The 20,584-nt window shown below is 52.6% G+C and carries 19 protein-coding genes and 1 tRNA gene; 4 read left to right on the plus strand and 16 right to left on the minus strand.

Annotated features, from left to right (window positions below; all coding sequences use genetic code 11):
• The 14 genes from ACE419_RS11030 to ACE419_RS11095 form a co-directional block, all read right to left on the minus strand.
• Positions 1 to 68: transfer RNA gene (locus ACE419_RS11030), tRNA-Tyr, on the minus strand.
• Between the two features lie 84 nt (positions 69 to 152).
• Positions 153 to 1,304 carry a cell division protein FtsZ gene (gene ftsZ, locus ACE419_RS11035; protein ID WP_439784585.1) on the minus strand — a complete coding sequence of 384 codons (1,152 nt, stop codon included), beginning with the start codon at positions 1,302 to 1,304 and terminating at the stop codon, positions 153 to 155.
• Positions 1,305 to 1,484: 180 nt separating this feature from the next.
• Positions 1,485 to 2,261, minus strand: a complete 777-nt coding sequence (locus ACE419_RS11040) for a cell division protein FtsQ/DivIB (RefSeq protein ID WP_432647952.1) — start codon at positions 2,259 to 2,261, stop codon at positions 1,485 to 1,487.
• Positions 2,262 to 2,341: 80 nt separating this feature from the next.
• On the minus strand, positions 2,342 to 3,280 hold the full coding sequence (locus ACE419_RS11045) for a D-alanine--D-alanine ligase family protein (protein ID WP_432647951.1): 939 nt from the start codon (positions 3,278 to 3,280) through the stop codon (positions 2,342 to 2,344).
• Positions 3,281 to 3,328: 48 nt separating this feature from the next.
• The gene (murC, locus tag ACE419_RS11050) at positions 3,329 to 4,735 is read right to left on the minus strand and encodes a UDP-N-acetylmuramate--L-alanine ligase (protein WP_435722029.1); all 1,407 of its coding nucleotides are present in this window, start codon (positions 4,733 to 4,735) and stop codon (positions 3,329 to 3,331) included.
• Positions 4,736 to 4,778: 43 nt separating this feature from the next.
• Positions 4,779 to 5,888 carry an undecaprenyldiphospho-muramoylpentapeptide beta-N-acetylglucosaminyltransferase gene (murG, locus tag ACE419_RS11055; protein WP_435722030.1) on the minus strand — a complete coding sequence of 370 codons (1,110 nt, stop codon included), beginning with the start codon at positions 5,886 to 5,888 and terminating at the stop codon, positions 4,779 to 4,781.
• Between the two features lie 23 nt (positions 5,889 to 5,911).
• The gene (murD, locus tag ACE419_RS11060) at positions 5,912 to 7,306 is read right to left on the minus strand and encodes a UDP-N-acetylmuramoyl-L-alanine--D-glutamate ligase (protein WP_432646528.1); all 1,395 of its coding nucleotides are present in this window, start codon (positions 7,304 to 7,306) and stop codon (positions 5,912 to 5,914) included.
• A 36-nt stretch (positions 7,307 to 7,342) separates the two neighbouring features.
• Positions 7,343 to 8,296, minus strand: a complete 954-nt coding sequence (gene mraY / locus ACE419_RS11065; protein WP_432646496.1) for a phospho-N-acetylmuramoyl-pentapeptide-transferase — start codon at positions 8,294 to 8,296, stop codon at positions 7,343 to 7,345.
• Between the two features lie 52 nt (positions 8,297 to 8,348).
• On the minus strand, positions 8,349 to 9,722 hold the full coding sequence (locus ACE419_RS11070) for a UDP-N-acetylmuramoyl-tripeptide--D-alanyl-D-alanine ligase (RefSeq protein ID WP_435722031.1): 1,374 nt from the start codon (positions 9,720 to 9,722) through the stop codon (positions 8,349 to 8,351).
• A gap of 58 nt (positions 9,723 to 9,780) precedes the next feature.
• Positions 9,781 to 11,289: a UDP-N-acetylmuramoyl-L-alanyl-D-glutamate--2,6-diaminopimelate ligase gene (locus tag ACE419_RS11075; RefSeq protein WP_432646498.1), complete on the minus strand. Its 1,509-nt coding sequence runs from the start codon at positions 11,287 to 11,289 to the stop codon at positions 9,781 to 9,783.
• A gap of 183 nt (positions 11,290 to 11,472) precedes the next feature.
• Positions 11,473 to 11,853 (minus strand): cell division protein FtsL, encoded by a 381-nt coding sequence (locus tag ACE419_RS11080; RefSeq protein ID WP_432646499.1) that lies wholly within the window; start codon positions 11,851 to 11,853, stop codon positions 11,473 to 11,475.
• Positions 11,853 to 12,848, minus strand: coding sequence for a 16S rRNA (cytosine(1402)-N(4))-methyltransferase RsmH (gene rsmH, locus ACE419_RS11085; RefSeq protein WP_435722032.1), 996 nt, complete (start codon positions 12,846 to 12,848; stop codon positions 11,853 to 11,855). The genes ACE419_RS11080 and rsmH overlap by 1 nt, the downstream gene beginning before the upstream one ends.
• Before the next feature lie 67 nt (positions 12,849 to 12,915).
• Positions 12,916 to 13,353, minus strand: coding sequence for a division/cell wall cluster transcriptional repressor MraZ (mraZ, locus tag ACE419_RS11090; RefSeq protein WP_432646501.1), 438 nt, complete (start codon positions 13,351 to 13,353; stop codon positions 12,916 to 12,918).
• 172 nt (positions 13,354 to 13,525) lie between these two features.
• Positions 13,526 to 14,359 carry a polysaccharide deacetylase family protein gene (locus tag ACE419_RS11095; RefSeq protein ID WP_432646502.1) on the minus strand — a complete coding sequence of 278 codons (834 nt, stop codon included), beginning with the start codon at positions 14,357 to 14,359 and terminating at the stop codon, positions 13,526 to 13,528.
• Positions 14,360 to 14,619: 260 nt separating this feature from the next.
• On the opposite strand from ACE419_RS11095, the gene ACE419_RS11100 reads away from it, so the two are divergent.
• The 4 genes from ACE419_RS11100 (at position 14,620) to ACE419_RS11115 (ending at position 17,660) form a co-directional block, all read left to right on the plus strand.
• Positions 14,620 to 14,817, plus strand: coding sequence for a DUF1858 domain-containing protein (locus ACE419_RS11100; protein ID WP_432646503.1), 198 nt, complete (start codon positions 14,620 to 14,622; stop codon positions 14,815 to 14,817).
• 253 nt (positions 14,818 to 15,070) lie between these two features.
• The gene (locus ACE419_RS11105; protein ID WP_435722033.1) at positions 15,071 to 16,045 is read left to right on the plus strand and encodes an ABC transporter substrate-binding protein; all 975 of its coding nucleotides are present in this window, start codon (positions 15,071 to 15,073) and stop codon (positions 16,043 to 16,045) included.
• 41 nt (positions 16,046 to 16,086) lie between these two features.
• A complete protein-coding gene (locus tag ACE419_RS11110) occupies positions 16,087 to 16,872 on the plus strand; it encodes an ABC transporter permease (RefSeq protein ID WP_435722034.1) in 786 nt (261 codons plus the stop codon).
• 2 nt (positions 16,873 to 16,874) lie between these two features.
• A complete protein-coding gene (locus ACE419_RS11115) occupies positions 16,875 to 17,660 on the plus strand; it encodes an ABC transporter ATP-binding protein (protein ID WP_432646506.1) in 786 nt (261 codons plus the stop codon).
• A gap of 87 nt (positions 17,661 to 17,747) precedes the next feature.
• On the opposite strand, the gene ACE419_RS11120 is transcribed toward ACE419_RS11115, so the two are convergent.
• Positions 17,748 to 19,463 carry a proline--tRNA ligase gene (locus ACE419_RS11120; protein ID WP_435722035.1) on the minus strand — a complete coding sequence of 572 codons (1,716 nt, stop codon included), beginning with the start codon at positions 19,461 to 19,463 and terminating at the stop codon, positions 17,748 to 17,750.
• Positions 19,450 to 20,550, minus strand: coding sequence for a flavodoxin-dependent (E)-4-hydroxy-3-methylbut-2-enyl-diphosphate synthase (ispG, locus tag ACE419_RS11125; protein ID WP_432646508.1), 1,101 nt, complete (start codon positions 20,548 to 20,550; stop codon positions 19,450 to 19,452). The genes ACE419_RS11120 and ispG overlap by 14 nt, the downstream gene beginning before the upstream one ends.
• Between the last annotated feature and the right edge of the window lie 34 nt (positions 20,551 to 20,584).

A 20,584-nucleotide genomic window follows, 5' to 3' on the forward strand; every position in this document is an offset into this window, starting at 1 on the left:
GGATGGATTCGAACCATCGTAATCCGAAGATGACAGATTTACAGTCTGTTCCCTTTAACCACTCGGGCACCTACCCATGTCTTAACAAGTGCGTTAAGAACAGTATTTATTATATAGGCTATTTACGCACTTGTCAATACTTTATTTGATTTTTATTTTCTGCGCATCCAGACAGGGATATCGATAAAGCTGTCCGTGCCGACAGTGGTGCCAATCGAAGCAGAATTATCCTGCTGGGCAGCCGGCTGTGCCGCATTCTGCTGCGTCTGAGCGGCCTGTGGCTGCGCCGGAGCCTGTGCCTTGGCATCTGGTACCCCTACAGTCTCTTCCGGTGCGTCAAAGCCCGTAGCGATGACCGTTACGCGTACTGTATCCCCCATGGAATCATCAATGGATGCACCCCAGATGATATTCGCCTGCGAATCTGCTGCTTTCTCGATGGCCTCAGAAGCTTCCGTGACTTCAAACATGCTGAGATTCTCCTCAGCACCCGTAACATTGAGCAAAACACCGCGTGCACCGTCAATGCTCGTTTCAAGAAGCGGCGAAGCAATGGCTGCCTTGGCAGCTTCGACGGCTGCATTTTCACCGGAAGCTTCACCAATGCCCATGAGAGCTGAACCAGCGTTGCTCATGATACTCTTGACATCAGCAAAGTCGAGGTTGATGAGGCCTGGCAGGGCAATGAGGTCCGAAATACCCTTGACACCCTGACGCAGGACATCATCGGCGATGCTGAAGGCCTGCGTAATCGGCGTCTTCTTGTCAACCACCTGCATGAGACGGTCATTCGGAATCGTGATAATGGTATCCACGTGTTTTTTGAGATTTTCAATTCCCAGTTCTGCATTGCGGCGGCGCTTCATGCCCTCAAAAGAGAACGGACGCGTCACGACGCCTACCGTCAGCGCGCCAATCTCACGTGCACATTCCGCTACAACAGGAGCAGCACCAGTGCCAGTGCCGCCGCCCATGCCAGCCGTGACAAAGACCATGTCAGCCCCGCGCAGCGTGTCGAGGATGTCATCGCGGCTCTCTTCTGCAGCCTTCTGGCCGATTTCCGGCTGTGCACCGGCACCGAGGCCGCGCGTCAGCTTCTCGCCGATCTGCATGCGCTTCGGAGCCAGGGATTTCAAAAGCGCCTGTGCATCCGTATTGACAGCAATGAACTCCACGCCCTGCAGTCCAAGATTGATCATGCGGTTAACAGCATTGCTGCCGCCGCCGCCTACACCGATTACTTTTATTTTGGCCAATTGATCGAGCCCATTATCATCAAGTTCAAACACTGCCTTAACCCCCATCACGAGAATATATAGTTCGACATCCGAAAAGTCCAATGTCCATTTCTTATACTAAAGATATCTTTGCACAAGATACCTCTATCAGTTTACCATCATTTTATACCGAATACCATAGGTAAAGTGAAAATTTCTTTATCTTGATTTTACAACACTTCGTGCTGCCTGACAATCTTACGCCTCTCATGATTTCGCCGCCTCTTTATCGTCAGCATTCGGATCAAATCCCTTTAATTTGATGAATGGCGCTTCATAGCTGAAATCAACATAATCAATGGCATGCTTGCTCGTCTTCAAAGATTTGACAAAATCAGCCGTGAGCTGTGCTTTTTCATCCAGACGATCAAGTTTTCCCAGACGGATTTGCACAGAGCTGTTCGCATAGGCAGTGACCGCATCCGGATTGGCTATATTGACTTCAGAAATCTGATTCAAGGCCTCCAGGTCAATCTGACTCAGGAAATAAAGAACTTTTTTAATGTTTTCGTCATCCACATCATCACCAAGATAAAGTCCTGAGACCTGTGTGCCTGTAATCAGGGGAATGGGAACGCTGTGCAGTGCACGGTAAGCGGCAAGTACCTTTCCTGTATGATCAAGGTCAAGATAGCCATAATCACAGGCCACAGTGGCTACAGGCTTCCGTTCCGTCACCTCAATTTCCAGTCTGTCCGGCAGCTGCCGTCTTACGACAGCGGATTCAATACGCAGATCATGCATGAGGTTCTGGGCCACAGCATCTGTCTGCAGCTGAAACAATGGCTCTCCTGTATGAATTCGACCGATTTCACAAATCTGGTCCTGTGTCAGATATGTCGTGCCGCTGACATCGACATGCTTGAGTGTAAAAATTGGCGTATAGACGACTACGGCCATGATGAGTCCGCAGGCAGCCAGGAACAGGAACCCCTTGAAAAGCCGCCTGCCGCTGCGATGTTTTTTTTGCTCTTGTTCCTTCAAAGTGCATCCCCCTGTATGGAAAAGCGCCGGACACAGAAAAGTCCGGCGCAAAAAATGAAAATGCTTCTCTCAGCTTGTTCTTACTTCTTGAAACCTGCCATCTCGAGAATGCGTTCGCATAGCTCGGGGAATTCTACCCCCATAGCACGTCCGGCATCCGGTACCAGCGAGAGCTCTGTCATGCCCGGTACAGAATTGACTTCTATGACGTACGGCGTGCCATTCTCGCTGAGCATCATGTCAACGCGTGCGACACCGCGGCAGCCGCAGGCCGTAAATGTCTTGATGGCAAGGTCCTGAATTTCCTTCGTCTTTTCATCCGAAACACGGGCCGGAATGATATGAGTGGAAGCACCTTTTGTGTATTTGCTCTCATAGTCGTAACGGCCGGAAGTCGTCGTGATTTCGATAATAGGAAAAGCTTCCTTCTTTTCTTCATTGCCCCATACTGCAACAGTCAGTTCTTTGCCGCGGATAAATTCTTCCACGAGGACCTCATCATTGTACGAGAAAGCCTCTTTCAAGGCATCCTGAAGGGCATCCTTCGTTTCCACGATGTAAACACCAATGCTCGAGCCCTGTGAAGCAGCTTTGACGACGACTGGCAGCGAAAATCCTTTTTCGATTTCAGCGGCGAGGTCACGTTTCATTTCAAAACGATGATATGTATGGGAACGCGGCGTCGAGATGCCTTCTGCGACAAAGACGCGCTTTGAAGCGGCTTTATCCATCGTGACAGCTGCAGCAAGAACGCCAGAACCCGTATAAGGGATGCCGAGCATATCGAGAGTACCCTGCAGGACACCATCCTCACCAAACTTGCCATGAAGGGCATTGAAGACGATGGCACAGCCGCTCTTCTTAATATCTTCGGCAAAGGTCGGTGGATTGAGCTCCATGCCTTCCGCATTATAGCCTTTCGACTGCAGCGCCTTCAAAATGGCATTGCCCGTCTGACGGGAGATTGCGGCTTCTGTGGAAGGGCCACCCATGACTACGACGATCTTATCCTGATTCATTCTGAAAATTCTCCTTTATGATAGCGAATGAGACTCTGCGATTCTATTTTACTGATTCTGCAGCAGGCTGACAAGTTCTTCACCCGTCTTGTAGATATCTCCTGCCCCCATCGTGATGACGAGGTCCCCTGGCTGTACAAAATCCTTGAGGTACGCTGCCAGTTTTTCACGCTTTGGCTCATAAACGACGTGCTGGCCGGACTGGCGCGTGACTTCATCGACAATCGTCTGGCCGCTGATGCCTGGGATTGGAGCCTCGCCAGCAGCATAAACGTCCGTGAGTACGAGGACATCGGCCGAGACAAATGCCTTGCCAAATTCCTCATGCAGAAGCTGCGTGCGCGAATAGCGGTGCGGCTGGAACACACAGATCAGACGCTTTGGCTTCGTCTCCTTGGCAGCCTTGAGCGTTGCCGCAATTTCTGTCGGATGATGCGCGTAATCATCAACAATCCAGACACCGTTTTCGCGCCCTTTTGTCTGGAAGCGGCGCTTTGCACCGTGGAAGGCTGCAAGGCCCGCAGCCATCTTCTCGAAGCTTACGCCGAGAGAAAGTCCTGTAACAATGCAGGCCATGGCATCGAGCACATTGTGGCGCCCCGGAATGTTGAGGTCGACATGACCGAGTTCAGCGTCTCCATGGAAGACATCAAAGGAAATGCCCGTACCGCTGTGCGTGACATTTTTCGCGCGGTAATCCGCCTCATGGTCGATGGCGTAGGTGATGTATTTGCGGTCAAGATTTTTAGCCATATTGCGCAGGTTCTCATTATCGAAGCAGATGACAGCATACCCTGTCTCCTTATCGACATTCTGGATAAACTGCGTGAAGGCCTTGATGATGTTTTCCATCGTACCGTAATGATCCATATGGTCGTCTTCGACATTGGTCACGACGGCAATATGCGGGTGCAGTTTGAGGAAAGAACCGTCGCTTTCATCGGCTTCCGAAACAAGGTAATCGCTCTTGCCGAGCACGGCATTCGTGCCGAGGTCCGGCACTTCACCGCCGACAACGACGGACGGGGAAACACCGGCATGCGTCAAAGCTACGCCGAGCATCGAAGTCGTCGTCGTCTTGCCATGTGCACCTGCTACCGCGATGCCCTTGTATTCATTGACAAGGGCTGCATTGATATCCGAACGGTGCAGTTTCGTGATGCCGAGATCTTTAGCTGCCAGGACTTCCGGATTGTCAAACGGAATGGCCGTAGAAACGACGATGGCGTCAACGCCGCGCACATTTTCCGCTTTTTGTCCGCCGAGCGTGATTTTTGCGCCCATCTGACGCAGTTTCTCAATGATACCGGAATCCCCGCGGTCCGAGCCGGATACCTCATAGCCGAGCTCGACCATCATCTTGGCCAGCGGGCTCATGCCAGCGCCGCCAATGCCTACGAAATGAATTTTCTTGATGCCTTTCAGCTCTTTGAGCTCTTTATGCACTCCAATCACCTTTCCTATTTTTCCATTTTCATTTTATATTTGTGCCACTCTGTTACCCTTTGGCAATCTCGAGAACAATATCTGCAATGTCGCTGGCAGCCTGCGGCCTTCCCATTTTCCTGCTGGCCTTGGCCATGGCCTGCAGTTTATCCGGTTCGCTCAAAAGCTCTGCCAAAACCGCATTCAAAGATTCTGCTGTCAAATCCCGGTCGAGAATCATGCGGGCTGCACCGGCGTCCTGCAGGGCTTTTGCATTGTGTTCCTGATGATTCTCCGCCGCATATGGATAGGGAATCAGGATAGAAGGAATCCCTCGTGCCGTGAGCTCTGCCAGCCCCGTCGCGCCGGCGCGGAAAATCGCCAAATCGGCCATTGCCATGGCCTGAGGCATATTATAAAGGTACGGTTTTACCAGGATATGCGGACATTTCGAAAGTTCCACGCCCTCTTTTGCTAAGGCTTCCAGGACATTTTGGTAGCCGCGCTTGCCTGTCACGTGCAAAAACTGGACCTCCGGATAGTCCGCTGCGTGCTTCAATACACCGATCATGGCCTGATTGATGGCACGCGCACCGCGGCTGCCGCCCGAAACCAGCACGGTCTTTTTCTTCGGGTCAAAGCCAAAAGCCGCCGCGCCGTCCTCACGCTGCGCCGAAAGCACCTCGCTGCGAATCGGATTGCCCGTGAAGACAACCTTGTCCGCTGGAAAATGCTTCATGGCTTCTTCCGTGCCTGCTGCAATCTTCGTGACAAATTTGGAAAGAATCTTATTCGTGATGCCCGGCACAACATTCTGCTCCTGAATGAGCGTCGGGATGTGCATGAGGCTGGCAGCCAAAAGAATTGGACCGCAGACGTAGCCGCCCGTACCAATGACAACGTCCGGCTGGAATTTATGGACAATGCGCGTCGCCTTCGCTACGCCAACCATCGCGCGTCCCGCACGCAGGATATTATCCGGTGTCAGGTGACGCTCAAATCCCTGAATGTCCACTGTTGTAAAAGGCAGACCTTCCTTCGGGATAATATCGGCTTCCAAGCCGCGTTTCGTACCGACATAAAGGAACTTTGCGTCTGGTACTTTCTGCTGAATGGTCCTTATGATGGTGATGGCCGGATAGATATGCCCGCCCGTGCCACCGCCGGAAACGATGATATTCAAGACTTGACTCCTCCTATCCTTCGTCACTTCTGTTTTTCAAATTCACGCACGAGACGCTTGAAATCGCGGCCGCGCTCTGCCATATTGTGGTACATATCAAAACTTGCGCAGGCCGGAGAAAGCAGCACGACGTCCGGCGCCTGCGCCAAAGCATGTGCCATTTCAACGGCACGCGGCATAGAATACCCTGCAGCGTAAATGTGCTCCTCAGGGAAACCGTTCTGGACCGCCGCTTCATAAAAGCGCTCTGCTGCCCGGCCGATGAGAATAAGCTCCGACACGCGCTCTTTGACCAGCTTCATGAAATCCGTCAAATCCGTCATCTTATCATCGCCGCCCGCCAGCAGGATGATGTGACCATCGAATGTCTCAAGGGCCTTGATGGCAGAATCCGTATTTGTCGCCTTGGAATCGTTGTAATACGGCACGCCGTTGATGGTCGTCACATACTCAATGCGGTGTTCAACACCGCGGAATTCTTTGAGCACCGGTACCATTTTTTCCGGTTCACAGCCAGCGAAAAACGCCGAAGCAATGGCTGCCAGAGCATTTTCAACATTGTGCGGCCCCTTAATGCCGAGTTCATTCGTGCGGCAGACCTCATATTCCTGTCCGGCCCAGCGAATCACGATCATGCCGTCTTTGACGCTGCCGCGGACAAAGACACCTTCTGGGAGTTCTTCGCGGCGGCTGAAATAGCAGACTGTAGAATGCGCACGCTCTTTCATGGAACGCGTGCGTTCATCGTCGTAATTGAGCACGAGATAATCTTCTTTCGTCTGCTCGCGAAAAAGGCGCTCCTTCATGGCCTGATAGACATCCATCGAGCCGTGGCGCACGATATGGTCCGGCGTCACATTGAGTACAGCCGCAACGTGCGGATGAAAATGTTCCGTCGCTTCCATCTGATAACTTGAGATTTCCGCTGCGATGCAGCCGCCTTTGCCAATGCGCAGGGCTTCCTCAGAAAGAGGTACGCCGATATTGCCGCCCACGCCGACTTTTTCGTAATGCGTCTTGAGCAGCAGTCCGAGAAGCGTCGTCGTCGTCGTTTTGCCATTTGTGCCAGTCACTGCGCAAAATGGCGATTCTGCAATATCGTAAGCCAGCTCCACCTCGCTCATGACACGAATTCCCTTTTTATAAGCGGCCTGAATGAGCGGAATGCGCACAGGCACGGCCGGTGAAACAATCACCGTGTCAATGCCATCCAGCATGCTTTCCTGCTGCGGACCGAAGACGAGCGTTACGCCTGCCGCGCGCAGTTTGGAAAAATCATCGCCGAGTTTCTCAAGTTCTTCTTCCGTCTTGGCATCACTCAAGGTGACATCAGCGCCAAAACGTCTTGCCAGTCTCGCAGCTGCAAAACCGCTGATTCCCGCACCTATGACCAAAACGTGTTTCTGTTTCCAATCCAACTCCATGACGAATCCCCCCGGATATAACAAATGACATTATGGCATCATCAAAAGGCCGATAATGGCAGCCAACAGCCCCACCATCCAGAAGACAAAGACAACCTTGGTCTCCTTCCAGCCGCCGAGCTCAAAATGGTGATGAATCGGGCTCATGCGGAAGACGCGTTTGCCCGTCGTCTTGAACGAAATAACCTGAATAATGACAGACAAGGCCTCACAGACAAAGACAAAACCGATGACGGCCAAAAGAATCTCCGTATGCGTCAGAATGCCGACCGCAGCAATGGCGCCGCCGAGTGCCAGGGAACCCGTATCCCCCATGAACACTTTAGCCGGGTGGGCATTGAAGCGCAGAAAAGCCACACAGGCCATCATCATGGCCACGCAGAAAAGCGCGAGGTCAAAATGACCGGTCATATAGCAGACAAGGGCATACGCGCCTGAGGCAATGGCGACCGTGCCCGAAGCAAGACCGTCCAGTCCATCTGTCAGGTTGACCGCATTGCTCGTGCCGACGAGCACAAAAAGCACCAGGAAATAATAGCCAATGCCAATATCGATATTGACATCCGCAATCGGGATCCAGATGCTCGTATCGATGCCGAGCACGCGGGTTCCGACAATCATCGTGACAATCGCGATGATGATCTGACCGAGCATCTTCTGTTTGGCCTTAAGGCCGAGATTGCGCTTTTTGACAACCTTGATGTAATCGTCCAGGAAGCCAAGGACAAAATGACCGAGCGTAATGAACAGAGCCAGCAGGATGGCCGGTGTCAGCGGAGCAGCTGCCACAGTTGCAAGTACAATGGCCAGAATGATCATGATACCGCCCATCGTCGGCGTACCGCTCTTGGCCTGATGGCTTTTCGGCCCTTCTTCACGGATGCTCTGTCCAAATTTGAGCTTGTGCAGCTCCGGAATGAGTATTGGCCCTATGCTGAGCACAAGACCAGCGGCGATGATGGCCGCAAGCAATATTTTATCCAACTTTTAACGTCTCCACTCTCTCTTGATTCAATCGTTTAAAAACGACTGATGCTTAAAGCAGATCGATGATTTTTTCCATCTGCATGCCGCGTGACCCCTTAAACAGGATGGTGTCCCCCGGTTCCAGGATTTTATGCAGGTAAGCGGCTGCTTCTTCATGCGAATCCGCGCGAAAAACATCATGGATGCCGCCTTCTTCGGCACCGTCCGCGATGAACGCTCCCATCTGACCGCGCGTGACTACAGCTGCAAAATTATGCTCCGCAAGTTCGCGTCCGACTTCGCGGTGGGCTTCTTCCGAAACGCTGCCAAGCTCGAGCATATCGCCCATAACTGCGATCTTACGTCCTTTCGTGAGTTCCGAAAGTGTCTCAATGGCCGCTTTCATCGACATTGGGCTGGCATTATAAGCATCGTTGATTACATGGTAATGTTTGACGTCCTGTACTTCAAAGCGCATTTTCGTCGCTTTGAGATTGCGCAGGCCGGAAGCTGCTTCAGCCGGCGTCAGGCCAAGGGCAAAGCCAGCGGCAATGGCAGCCAGTGCATTGTAGACATTATGACGGCCAACCATGGCAAACGTGAATGTCTGCTGGCGTCCCTTCCAGTCCAGCACGAACTTTGTCTCGTGCCCATCAACGGTCTCAATGGCTGAAGCCATGACATCTGCCTCATTTTCGATGCCAAACGTCAGGACGCGCACGCCCTCTTTGGCTTTTTTGCGCATGGCCGCCACATAGGGATTGTCCGCATTGAGGATGACTGCGCCGCCGGCATGAATGGCTTCGACCATTTCCGACTTGGCACGTGCGATATTCTCAATGGATCCCAAAAGCTCCATGTGCGTTTCACCGACATTCGTGACAATGCCGACGGACGGTGCGGCAATGGGCGCCATGGCCTCAATCTGATGCAGGCCGCGCATGCCAATCTCGACGACAGCTGCCGTATGCTCTTTGCGCATGCCCAGGAGCGTCAGCGGCAGGCCGATCTCGTTATTGTAATTGGCCTGTGTCTTGAGTACAGGACCGCGGGCCGAAAGCACCGCCGCCGTAAGATCTTTGGTCGTGGTTTTGCCATTCGAGCCCGTGATGGCAACCACGGGGATATCGAAGCGCATGCGCCACGCATGGGCAAGTTCCTGATAAGCCTTGAGCGTATCCGGAACAATCAGCACCGTGGCCTTGAGGCCGGCGAGCTGCGCCTTTGGGCAGGCTTCGCTGACCATGACTCCGTTCGCGCCCTTTTCGACGGCCTCGCGCACAAAATCCTCACCATTGAAACGTTCGCCTTTAAACGCCAGAAACAGCACCCCCGGCGTGATCTTGCGCGTATCCGTTACGATATCCGTGAATTCCTCATGTTCGATCCGGTAGAGCTGTGCTCCCGTTGCTTCGCGGACCTCATCAAGCGTAAATGCTGGCATCAGTTTGCTCCCTTCTCCAACTCTGCTTGCCTCTGCAAGATTTCCCGTAAATCCCGTCTTATTTCTTGGCGAGCTTGGCAGCCACAGCTGCACGGGCTTCTTCTTTATCATCAAAATGAATGGTCTTATCCTTAAGGATCTGGTAGTTCTCATGGCCTTTGCCGAGAATGACGACGATATCGTCTTTTTCAGCCAGCTCAATGGCGCGGTAAATGGCCTCGCGGCGGTCTGTGATCTTCTCGTGGTGTTTTTTGCCGCCCGACTCTTTGAGTCCTTCCTTGACGCCTTCCTCTACCTGCGAAAGGATGAATTCCGGATCCTCCGTACGCGGATTGTCCGAGGTCGCGATGACGACATCTGCGAGCTCCGCTGCGAGTCTGCCCATAATCGGACGCTTTGTGCGGTCGCGATCGCCGCCGCAGCCAAAGACCGCGATGATGCGCTTCTTGGCAATTTTGCGCGCCGTTTTGAGGACATTCTCGACGCCATCCGGCGTATGAGCGTAATCCACAATGATGGAGAAATCCTGACCGGCCTTGACGAGCTCAAAACGGCCCGGCACAGCCGTGAAATGTTCAAGAGCTTCCTTAATGAACTTGGCATCGATGTGCTCAGCAAGAGCAGCACCGACGGCGCTCATGACATTATAGACATTGAAAATGCCCGTGATATGGAGCTTCAGCGGCATCCTGCCGAAGCTCTTATGATTGAGCACAAACTCTGCACCATTGGCATGAACGAGGATATCCGTGGCGCGCAGATCGGCTTCTTTTTCAATGGCATACGTCAGATGCTGGCATTTCGCATGCTCGAGCATCGTCGTGCTGGCCGCATCGTCGATATTGATGACGGCTGTCTTGCCTTCCTTGACGCCGGCTTCCGAAACATGGTCAAAGAGTTTGGCCTTTGCCAGCTTGTAATTTTCGAGGGTCTTATGATAATCGAGATGGTCCTGCGTGAGATTCGTGAAGACCGCTGTATCGAATTCAATGCCCGCCACGCGGTTCTGGTCGAGTGCGTGGGAAGAAACTTCCATGACCACATAATCCATGCCGGCATCGCGCATCATCGCGAGCGTATGCTGCAGCTCGACGACATCCGGCGTCGTATTATGGATGGGCAGCACCTCATCCTCAATCATGATCTGGATGGTGCCGATAAGGCCGACCTTAAAGCCAGCGCGGCGCAGGATGGCGCGCGTGATATAGCTCGTCGTCGTCTTGCCGTTTGTCCCCGTGATGCCGATCACGCGCATCCTGCGGGCCGGATAATCGTGAAAAAACGGGACAATTGTGTCAAGGGCCGGCTGCAGGTCTTTCACGCGCAGGATGGCAATTCCCTCCGGCACTTCGACATCTTCGCGCGTCGTCACGATAGCGCTGGCACCAGCCTTGACGGCCTGTGGAATGAATTTATGACCATCGACATGAACACCGGGTATGCAGACAAAAAGGGTACCCTGCTGAACCTTGCGGGAATCGTGTTCAATCCCCGTGATGACCGTGTTTTTATCACCGATTACGACAGCATCTTCTAAAAGAGCTGCCAGCTGACCGATTGTTTTCATCTTATTTCCTCCTCAGAGTCCCGCATTTTCTTATTCTAATGACTGCGGGCCGTAATTTATTATAAACCGTATCCATGCGCCGCGCAAACACAAAAGAAGCTGCGCACTTTTCTTTGTGTTTGCAGCCTCTTTCCAAAAGGCCTCACGGCCTGTTTCCTTCATAAATTTATAAACATATCCGCATTATTTGCTTTCATGAGCAAAATACGTTTTCTTCGGCACCTGCATGTTGAGCTGGCTTTCCGCAATGGACTTGATGCGTTCCGGATTCTTGAGTTTGGCAATATCGACGTTGAGACGTTCGTTCTCCTGCTCAATCTGCTGTGCCTCGTTCTGCGTTTCGACCAACGTATAGCCGCGGCTCGCACTGATGCCGCTGCCAATGGTCACAAGCATGGCCAAAAAAGCCGTGACAATAAACAAAATCTGGAAATGGGAACGCAGAGACGTATTGAGCACACGGCGGACGAGCGGCTCTTCTGAGACGGTATGCCTTGTTTTCAGGCCATCGCGTTCCTCTGCAGCATGATATGTTTCTTCCTGTCTTTCCTGTCTGGCCAGCATCAGCGCTCCTCCTTTCCATCTCTAAAATCTCCGCTGTCTGCATCGTCAGTCTGTGCAGCCGGCAGTTTCTCCGCGATGCGCAGCTTCGCGCTCTTGGAACGTGAATTATGTGCAAGCTCAGCGGCTGTCGCCTGTTTTGGTTTGCCGAGCAGCCGGATTTCCGGCTTATGATGGCAGACACAGACAGGCAGTTCCGGCGGGCAGATGCAGCCGCGTGCCATTTCCTTGAGCGTTTTCTTGGCGATGCGGTCCTCAAGCGAATGGAAGGTGATGATTGCAATGCGCCCGCCCGGCTTTAAATGATGTACTGCCGTTTTGAAAGCATTTTCAAGGATGCCTAGCTCATCGTTGACCTCAATGCGGATAGCCTGAAAAATGCGCTTGGCAGGGTGGCCATTGGCCGCCTGACGTACAGCCTTCGGCACAGCCTTGCAGATAATATCGACCAGTTCCCCCGTCGTCTCGATCGGCCCGTTTTCCCGCGCCTTGACAATGAACTGCGCAATGCGTCTGCCCCAGCGTTCCTCTCCATAATCGTGAAAAATCCGGTCAAGCTCTTTTTCGCTGTACGTATTGACGACATCATAAGCCGAAAACCTGGCCTCAGGGTCCATGCGCATATCAAGCGGGGCATCGTGCATGTACGAAAAACCGCGCTCCGCCGTATCAATCTGATGAGACGAGACACCGAGGTCAAAGACTACACCATCCACGAGCGGCGCATGCTCCGCTTTCAGGATCTCTTCGAGATGGGAGAAGTTGCTGTGCACAATATCAACATGGCATTTGACGTCCTTTAGACGCTCCTTGGCAGCCTCGATGGCCTCTTCATCCTGGTCAATGCCGATGATGCGTCCTTCCGGCGATAAAAGTTCTGCAATGCGATGGGAATGGCCAGCGCCGCCTAAGGTGCAGTCAACATAGATCCCTTCTTTATTTGTCACGAGACCCTTGACTGTCTCCTCCAGCATGACGCTGATATGATGAAACTCCACGTTTCCTGCCCCCATCTTACTATCTCAATAATTCATATACTCTCTATGCCTGCTCATGTGTACGTACTTATATGCCAAGCTGGGAAAGCGACGCCGCAATCGCTGCCACGTCAGGTTCCACTTCATTCGTATACGCAAGCCATTGTTCCTTGCTCCAGACCTCGATGCGATTGTCCGCACCGGCTAAGATGACATTCTGCCGCAAGGCGATGTCCGCATAATTCCGGAGATTTGCCGGCACAAGGAACCGCCCCTGCTTATCGCATTCCAGCGTCCGTGCACCTGAGAAGAAAAAGCGCACAAGAGCCCTTGCCTCCGGCCTGGCAAGCGGCAGGGCGCGAAGCTTGGCCGCCAATTCTTCCCATGCCTGCTGTCCATAAAGGAACAAGCATTTATCAAGGCCTTTTGTGATGACGAAAGAGACACCGAGCTCCTGACGAAAATCAGCCGGCAGGATGATGCGCCCTTTCGCATCAATCGCATGGGAATACTCTCCCATAAACATCCTGCTGCACCGCCTTTCCCTAAGAGCCACTTTTCCCCATAATTCACCACTCTATCTATTCTTTTTTATAGCAGATATTTCCTGCTTTGGCAAGCGGAAATTCATTATTCTATAGAAAAAAGCCTTTTCCTGCGTTTTTTTGACAGGAAAAGGCCCTTTTGACGGATATTGCTCAATGTTTTGTCCAGCCAAAATTGGCAAAGACCGGCGTATAATGGATGCGTTCGACAAAATCCTTATTCGTCTGCTCCGTGTGGAAAATCGGCACGCGCTCCAGCGCGTAGATATTGCTCTTGCGGCTGACACCTCCGTACTTGATCGTGAACGCTGCTTTGTAGCCGGCTTCGCGCACGAGCTGGGCAATGTGCAGATTATAGGTACCCGTGGGGTAAGCCATGTACTTGACTTCGTGACCGAGCTCGGCCTCCGCTTTCTTCTTAGATTCCACGAGTTCTGCACGCAGCTGATCGTTCGTAAGGTCTGTCATGGACTTATGGTCAACCGTATGCGAAGCCACGGTCATGCCATTTTTCTCCATTTCGCGGCATTCGTCCCAGGTCAGATAGCCCTTGCGCGTGCCGACAAAACTCGTGACAACAAAGACCGTGCCTTTAAGCCCATATTTCCTGAGAATGGGATACGCATTGTCATAGTTGTCCTGATAGCCATCGTCAAATGTTATGAGCACAGGATTTTCAGGCAGCGTGCCGTTTCCCTCCAGCGCAGAATAAAGCTCATCCGGCGTGATGGCATGATAATTGTGTTCCTTCAAATAGCGCATCTGCCAGTCAAAGTCTGCCGGTGCCACAGCAAGTGACAAAAATTCATCACTGACTTTATGATAATTGAGCACGAGGATCTGCGGACCTGACTCCGTACTGTCTGCGGCAGTGCTGCCTGCCGCCATTTCTGCCTGATGCAGATGAGCAGGCAGAAGGCACAAACCTGTTAAAAACAGTACGATTGTCAAAAAAGCCAGTCCGACGATATGACGTGATCGCTTCATTTCAAAAAAACTCCTTAATATATGGTAGAAATTCACACGACGCTGACTCGATTATAGCACAGAATCCATACCTTGCGAAAATTTTTCTCAGATATTCTCAGCCGGATCTGTGAGCTGACGTATTGTCTTTTTGACTGGAAGTGTGTTATAATTCCTGTGATGGTTCGAAATATACCCCATCCACGTATCTGTGATGCATATCACAGACGTAACAAGCAAATGATTCTTTACTTTTAATTTCCTATAGGAGGATTTTTATCATGGCAATCACGAAAGATATGAGTATTCTCGAAGTTGTTCAGCAGTATCCGGATACGGTTGATGTATTCATCAATGCCGGCATGGGATGCCTCGGCTGTGCTGCCGCTCATTTCGAGAACATCGAGCAGGGCGCTATGGCCCATGGCATCGACGTTGACCAGCTCGTCAAAGACCTCAATACGGTCATCGGTGCTTAATCACATCCCTGAAATAGAAAAACCACGCCTCTTTTGGCGTGGTTTTTTTGTTGACAATTTTGCCCGGATACAGTATGATATTCTTATAAAATAAAACATACTAAACATATATACTTTTAATTAGTATTATAGAATACGATCAGGCTGCTGCAAGCTGGCACTGCCCCTTGTGGCAGCCTCTTTTCTTATTTTAAAATATAGTATTTCACTATGTATACTAATATTATTTTATCCTATTTCAAGAGGTGGTTTGATGAAGCCCGACAAGAAAAAATACCTATTTCTGTGCATGAGCATCCTGATATTTGCCATGCTGCTGACTGCCGGCTGCGGCAAAGACAGCACCGCACCCCGCGCGGCCGATCAAGACGGTATCCGCACCGTCCGCGTCGCCTATCTGCCCATTACGCATGCACTGCCTCTTTTTGAAGCAACCGAGCAGGAACTCGCGGATGGCAGCAAAGTCCGCATTGAACTCGTCAAATACAGTTCGTGGCCGGAACTCATGGATGCCTTGAACACGGGCAAAGTCGATGCCGCTTCTGTGCTCGTCGAACTTGCTATCAAAGCGCGCGAACAGGGCATCAATGTCAAGGCAGCAGCACTTTCCCACCGCGAAGGCAATATCATCGTCGCGGGCAATGACATCCATTCTGTGGAAGATCTGCGCGGCAAGATTTTTGCCATTCCGCATAAGCAGTCCTCCCAGAAGCTCCTGCTCGACCAGATGCTCAAGAATCACGGCATGACCGAAGACGATCTCACGGTCGTTGAGATGACACCGCCGGAAATGCCTTCCGGCCTTGCACAGGGACAGATCTCGGCTTACAGCGTTGCCGAACCCTTTGGCGCAAAATCCGTCGTACTCGGCACCGGCCACATCCTTGAGGACACTCACGAACTCTGGCCTGACAACGTCTGCTGTGCACTCGTCTTCAATGGCGATTTTCTCACCAATAATCACGACCTCGCCAAGAGCGTCGTCGCCGATTACGTCAAAGCCGGCGCTTACCTCGATGCCCATCCGGATGAAGAAAAACCTCTCTCCCTGCGTTATCTTAAGGCCACGGGCAAAGTATTGGACCAGTCCCTGCAGTTCATCTCGTATTCAAATCTCGCCATTACGAAAGACTCCTACGAAGATCTGCTCCAGCGCATGAATGAAGCCAAGCTCATCAAAAAGGCACCTTCTTATGAAGACTTCGTCGATACGACGCTGCTGCCGTAATATTCTATCCATCACAAGCACAAGGGAAAGGTTCTATCGCAATGAAATTGAACTCATTAAACGCATTGAAACAAGGCCAGCACATCATCGGCGCCCTGATTGTCGTACTCATCGTCTGGCAGGGCATGGTCCTCTTTGGCGGCTGGAATCAGGCCTTATTTCCTTCGCCATGGCAGACCATCAAGGGTTTTGAAGAACTTCTCGCCGACGGCACACTGCAGCGCGATATCTTCGACAGCCTGCGCCGTTTCTTCATCGGCTATATCAGCTCCGTCATCATTGCCATGGCGCTTGGCCTCGTACTTGGCTGGTATCAAAAGGTCTGGGCTTACCTGAATCCCATTGCCCAGGTCTTAAGGCCGGTTTCGCCGACAGCCTGGCTGCCGTTTATCGTCCTGTTCTTCGGCATCGGTGAAATGCCGGCTCTCGTCATTATCTTCATTGCCGCTTTTTTTCCTGTGCTCCTGTCCACGGTTTCTGCTGTTGCCACAATTGAGCCGGTTTACTTAAAGGTCGCGCAGAATTTCGGCATTCGGCAGCCGCAGCTTTTGACTAAGATCATCCTGCCCGCTATTTTCCCGCGCATTGCCAACGGCATCCACCTCGCCCTTGGCACGGCCTGGGTCTTCCTTGTCGCCGGTGAGATGGTCGGCGCCCAGTCGGGCCTTGGCTTCCTGATCATGGACGCGCGCAACAATCTGCGCGCCGATATGCTGATGGCTGCCATCATTACAATTGGCGTACTCGGCCTGATTCTTGACACAATCGTAAAGATGCTTGAAAGCCGTATTTATAAAATCTGGGGCATTCACGAAAGGAAGGACTAAAGATGAGCTATATATCGATCCGCGACGTATCTCGCGAATATCCGGACGCCAATGGCACAGGTGTTTTCACTGCCCTGAACCGCGTCAGCCTCGACATTGAAAAAGGGGAATTTATCTGTCTCTTAGGCCCCTCCGGCTGCGGCAAAAGCACGCTTTTATCGATGCTCGCAGGCTTCGATAAGCCAAGCTTCGGCGACATTCTCATCGATGGCAAAAAAGTCAGGGAACCCAGCATCAAGAACATCACGATTTTCCAGAATTACGGTCTGCTGCCCTGGCGTACCGTCGAGAAAAATGTGGAACTTGGCCTCGAGACACTGAAAGTGCCGGAAGCGCAGCGTCAGGAAATCGCCATGAAGTATTTAAAGATCGTCGGCCTCGAAGATTTTGCTGAGCGCCATCCTGCGCAGCTTTCCGGCGGCCAGCAGCAGCGCGTCGCCATCGCCCGCGCACTCGCCGTGGACCCCGATATCATCTTTATGGACGAGCCCTTTGCGGCCCTCGACGCCCTGACGCGCATCAGCCTGCAGGACGAGATCTCTTCCATCTGCCGCGATCAGCATAAGACCATCATCTTCGTCACCCATGATATTGACGAGGCTGTTGTGCTCGCAGACCGCATCGTCGTCATGACGCCGAATCCGGGCAAAATCAAGACCATCATCCCCGTACACCTCTCCATGAATCTGCGCAAAGACCGCACAAGCGATGATTTCCTGCTCGTACGCGACAAAGTCTTCGCTGCCTTCTCACTGAAGCCGGAAGACCATACCGAGTATTATCTTTAATCGCTTTTCCTGCAACTCTATAAGATTACAAAAAAGTCCGCTCCGGCAGCAAACCGAAGCGGACTTTTTATATTTCCTTATGACATCTTAGAGAGACGCAAGCAGCTCTTTGACTTTTTCAAGGTAGTCCGCACGCGTGAAGTTATAGACTTCACCCGTCTTGCGGACCTTGACCTCGATGACGTCTTCGTCAACGGCCTTCGGGCCGATTGTCACGCGGACCGGATAACCGATGAGGTCGCAGTCCTTAAACTTGACGCCGGCGCGTTCTTTGCGGTCGTCGAGCAGAACATCGAGACCTGCTTTGCGGCATTCTTCATAAATGCCCTCAGCATAGGCGAGCTGTTCTTCCTTCTTGGCATTGACCGCAACGATGACGACTTCAAACGGAGCAATGGCACGCGGCCAGACGATGCCCTGTTCGTCATTGTTCTGTTCGATGGCAGCGGCCATCGTGCGGCCGACGCCAATGCCATAGCTGCCCATCATAAGAGGCTGCTCCTTGCCATTTTCATCAAGGAATGTCGCCCCCATGGCCTTGCTGTACTTCGTGCCGAGTGTAAAGACCTGGCCGGCCTCAATGCCGCGCGTCATCTTCATCGGTGCGCCGCAGTGCGGGCACGGGTCGCCCTCTTTGACCATGCGCAGATCCGTGACAACGATGCTTTCCTTATCAAAGTCGCGCTGCGGATTGACATTTTTGTAGTGAACGTCGGTCTCATTGGCACCCGTGACAGCATTGTGCATGTTCATGACCGAAGCATCGACGAGCACATGCGTGCCCTTCTTGATGCCGATGGGGCCCATGAAGCCCGGGCAGCCGCCCGCGGCTCTGATAGCTTCTTCGTCGGCCATGCGCAGGTCAAGAGCATCCTCTATATGATTGATAACCTTGATCTCATTGACATCGTGATCGCCGCGGATGAAGACAAGTACGAGCTCGTCCTTGTCTGTCTGGTAAGCGACGGCCTTGATGGTCTTGTCAGCCGGAACCTTAAGGAAATCGCAAAGGCTTTCAATCGTGCTCGTGCCGGGCGTAGCGATTTTTTCAAGCGGCAGCTCCTCTTCCGGTACCTCGGCAATCGGCTTGAGCTCTGCCTTTTCGTCGCTGGCTGCATAGTCGCATTTCGTGCAGACGGCAATATTCGACTCACCGGCATCGGCAAGCACCGTGAATTCGTGGGAATGGCCGCCGCCGATGGCGCCGTTGTCGGCCTCGACCGGACGGAACTCGAGTCCCATGCGCGTGAAGATTTTCGTATAAGCATCGTACATCTTCTTGTAGGATTCGTTCATGCCCTCGACATCCTTATCAAAGGAGTAAAGATCCTTCATGATGAATTCGCGGCTGCGCATCAGGCCGAAACGCGGACGGCGCTCATCGCGGAATTTATCCTGAATCTGATAGAGCATCAACGGCAGCTGCTTGTAGGAACGGACTTCATCGCGTACGAGAGCCGTCATCATTTCCTCATGCGTCGGACCAAGGCAGAACTCGCGGCCATGACGGTCCTTGATACGCATCATTTCGTCGCCATAGACACTCCAGCGGCCGCTCTCCTGCCAAAATTCTGCCGGCTGCAGAATTGGCATCATGATTTCCTGACCGCCAGCAGCGTCCATTTCCTCACGGATAATCTGCTCGATTTTGCGGATGGTGCGCCAGGCGAGCGGCAGGAACGTATACATGCCGCCGGCCGATTTGCGGATCATGCCGGCACGGTACATGAGCTGGTGGCTGACGATTTCAGCTTCAGCCGGCGTATTTCTAAGGGTTGGTGCATAAAGATTACTTGCTCTCATGAGATTTGCGTTCCTCCAATATTTGATCGATTTCCTTGAATAATTCCTCGACGAGGTCTGCTTCCGGAACCTTGCGGACGATTTCGCCCTTGCGGAAAATCAGCCCCTCGCCATTGCCGCCCGCGATACCGACATCGGCGCCGCGCGCTTCGCCCGGACCATTGACGACGCAGCCCATGACGGCAACTTCGATGGGCTCTGTCAGTCCCGCGAGCTTTTTCTCGACTTTTTCAGCGATGGCCGGCAGGTCGATGCTCGTGCGGCCGCAGGTTGGGCAGGCCACGAGCGTCGGACCGTATTCCTTGAGGCCTAAAGACTTCAAAATCTCGTTGGCCACGCGGACCTCGACGACGGGGTCGCCCGTCAGCGAGATGCGGAATGTATCGCCGATGCCCTCGGCGAGCAATGCCCCGATGCCTACTGCCGACTTGATGATGCCCGTGTTGACCGTGCCGGCCTCCGTAATGCCGAGGTGCAGCGGATAGTCAACGGTCTGGCTCATCAGGCGGTAAGCCGCAATCGTCAAGGGTACATCGTGGGCCTTGAGCGAAATCTTCATGTCATGGAAGTCAATGGCCTCTAAAATACGCACATGCTCCATGGCCGACTCTACAAGAGCCTCCGGCGTGACGCCGCCGTATTTTTTGAGGATTTTCTTGTCGAGCGAACCGGCATTGACGCCGATGCGGATGGGGATATGGGCTTCTTTCGCCGCCTTGACTACGGCTTTGACCTTTTCCTCACCGCCGATATTGCCGGGGTTCAGGCGCAGGGCATCGATGCCCTGACGAATGGCCTCTAAGGCCAGCTTGTAGTCAAAGTGGATATCCGCGACGAGCGGTACCTTGACCTGCGAAATGATGTTGCCGAGATTTTTGGCCGCTGCCATATCGGGCACAGCCAAACGCACGATGTCGCAGCCCGCTGCCTGCAGCGCACGGATCTGAGCGACCGTTGCTTCGGTATCTGTCGTCTTCGTATTCGTCATCGACTGCACGGAAATCGGCGCGCCGCCGCCAATCGCGACCTTGCCGATATGAATCTGGCGCGTCGGACGGCGTCTCTTTAAATCGTACAAATGGGACACTTCCCTTCTATATTATATGGCCTTCCAGTACTCA

The sequence above is a fragment of the Mitsuokella apri genome, from assembly GCF_047974105.1.
Classification (GTDB): domain Bacteria; phylum Bacillota; class Negativicutes; order Selenomonadales; family Selenomonadaceae; genus Mitsuokella.

Excerpts from the sequence above, each read along its gene's own strand:
- ftsZ (WP_439784585.1), bottom strand. The coding sequence starts at position 1,304 with ATGGGGGTTAAGGCAGTGTTTGAACTTGATGATAATGGGCTCGATCAA.
- ACE419_RS11045 (WP_432647951.1), bottom strand. The coding sequence starts at position 3,280 with ATGAATCAGGATAAGATCGTCGTAGTCATGGGTGGCCCTTCCACAGAA.
- ACE419_RS11070 (WP_435722031.1), bottom strand. The coding sequence starts at position 9,722 with ATGCCAGCATTTACGCTTGATGAGGTCCGCGAAGCAACGGGAGCACAG.
- ACE419_RS11075 (WP_432646498.1), bottom strand. The coding sequence starts at position 11,289 with ATGAAAACAATCGGTCAGCTGGCAGCTCTTTTAGAAGATGCTGTCGTA.
- ACE419_RS11080 (WP_432646499.1), bottom strand. The coding sequence starts at position 11,853 with ATGCTGGCCAGACAGGAAAGACAGGAAGAAACATATCATGCTGCAGAG.
- mraZ (WP_432646501.1), bottom strand. The coding sequence starts at position 13,353 with ATGTTTATGGGAGAGTATTCCCATGCGATTGATGCGAAAGGGCGCATC.
- ACE419_RS11095 (WP_432646502.1), bottom strand. The coding sequence starts at position 14,359 with ATGAAGCGATCACGTCATATCGTCGGACTGGCTTTTTTGACAATCGTA.
- ACE419_RS11100 (WP_432646503.1), top strand. The coding sequence starts at position 14,620 with ATGGCAATCACGAAAGATATGAGTATTCTCGAAGTTGTTCAGCAGTAT.
- ACE419_RS11105 (WP_435722033.1), top strand. The coding sequence starts at position 15,071 with ATGAAGCCCGACAAGAAAAAATACCTATTTCTGTGCATGAGCATCCTG.
- ACE419_RS11110 (WP_435722034.1), top strand. The coding sequence starts at position 16,087 with ATGAAATTGAACTCATTAAACGCATTGAAACAAGGCCAGCACATCATC.
- ACE419_RS11115 (WP_432646506.1), top strand. The coding sequence starts at position 16,875 with ATGAGCTATATATCGATCCGCGACGTATCTCGCGAATATCCGGACGCC.
- ACE419_RS11120 (WP_435722035.1), bottom strand. The coding sequence starts at position 19,463 with ATGAGAGCAAGTAATCTTTATGCACCAACCCTTAGAAATACGCCGGCT.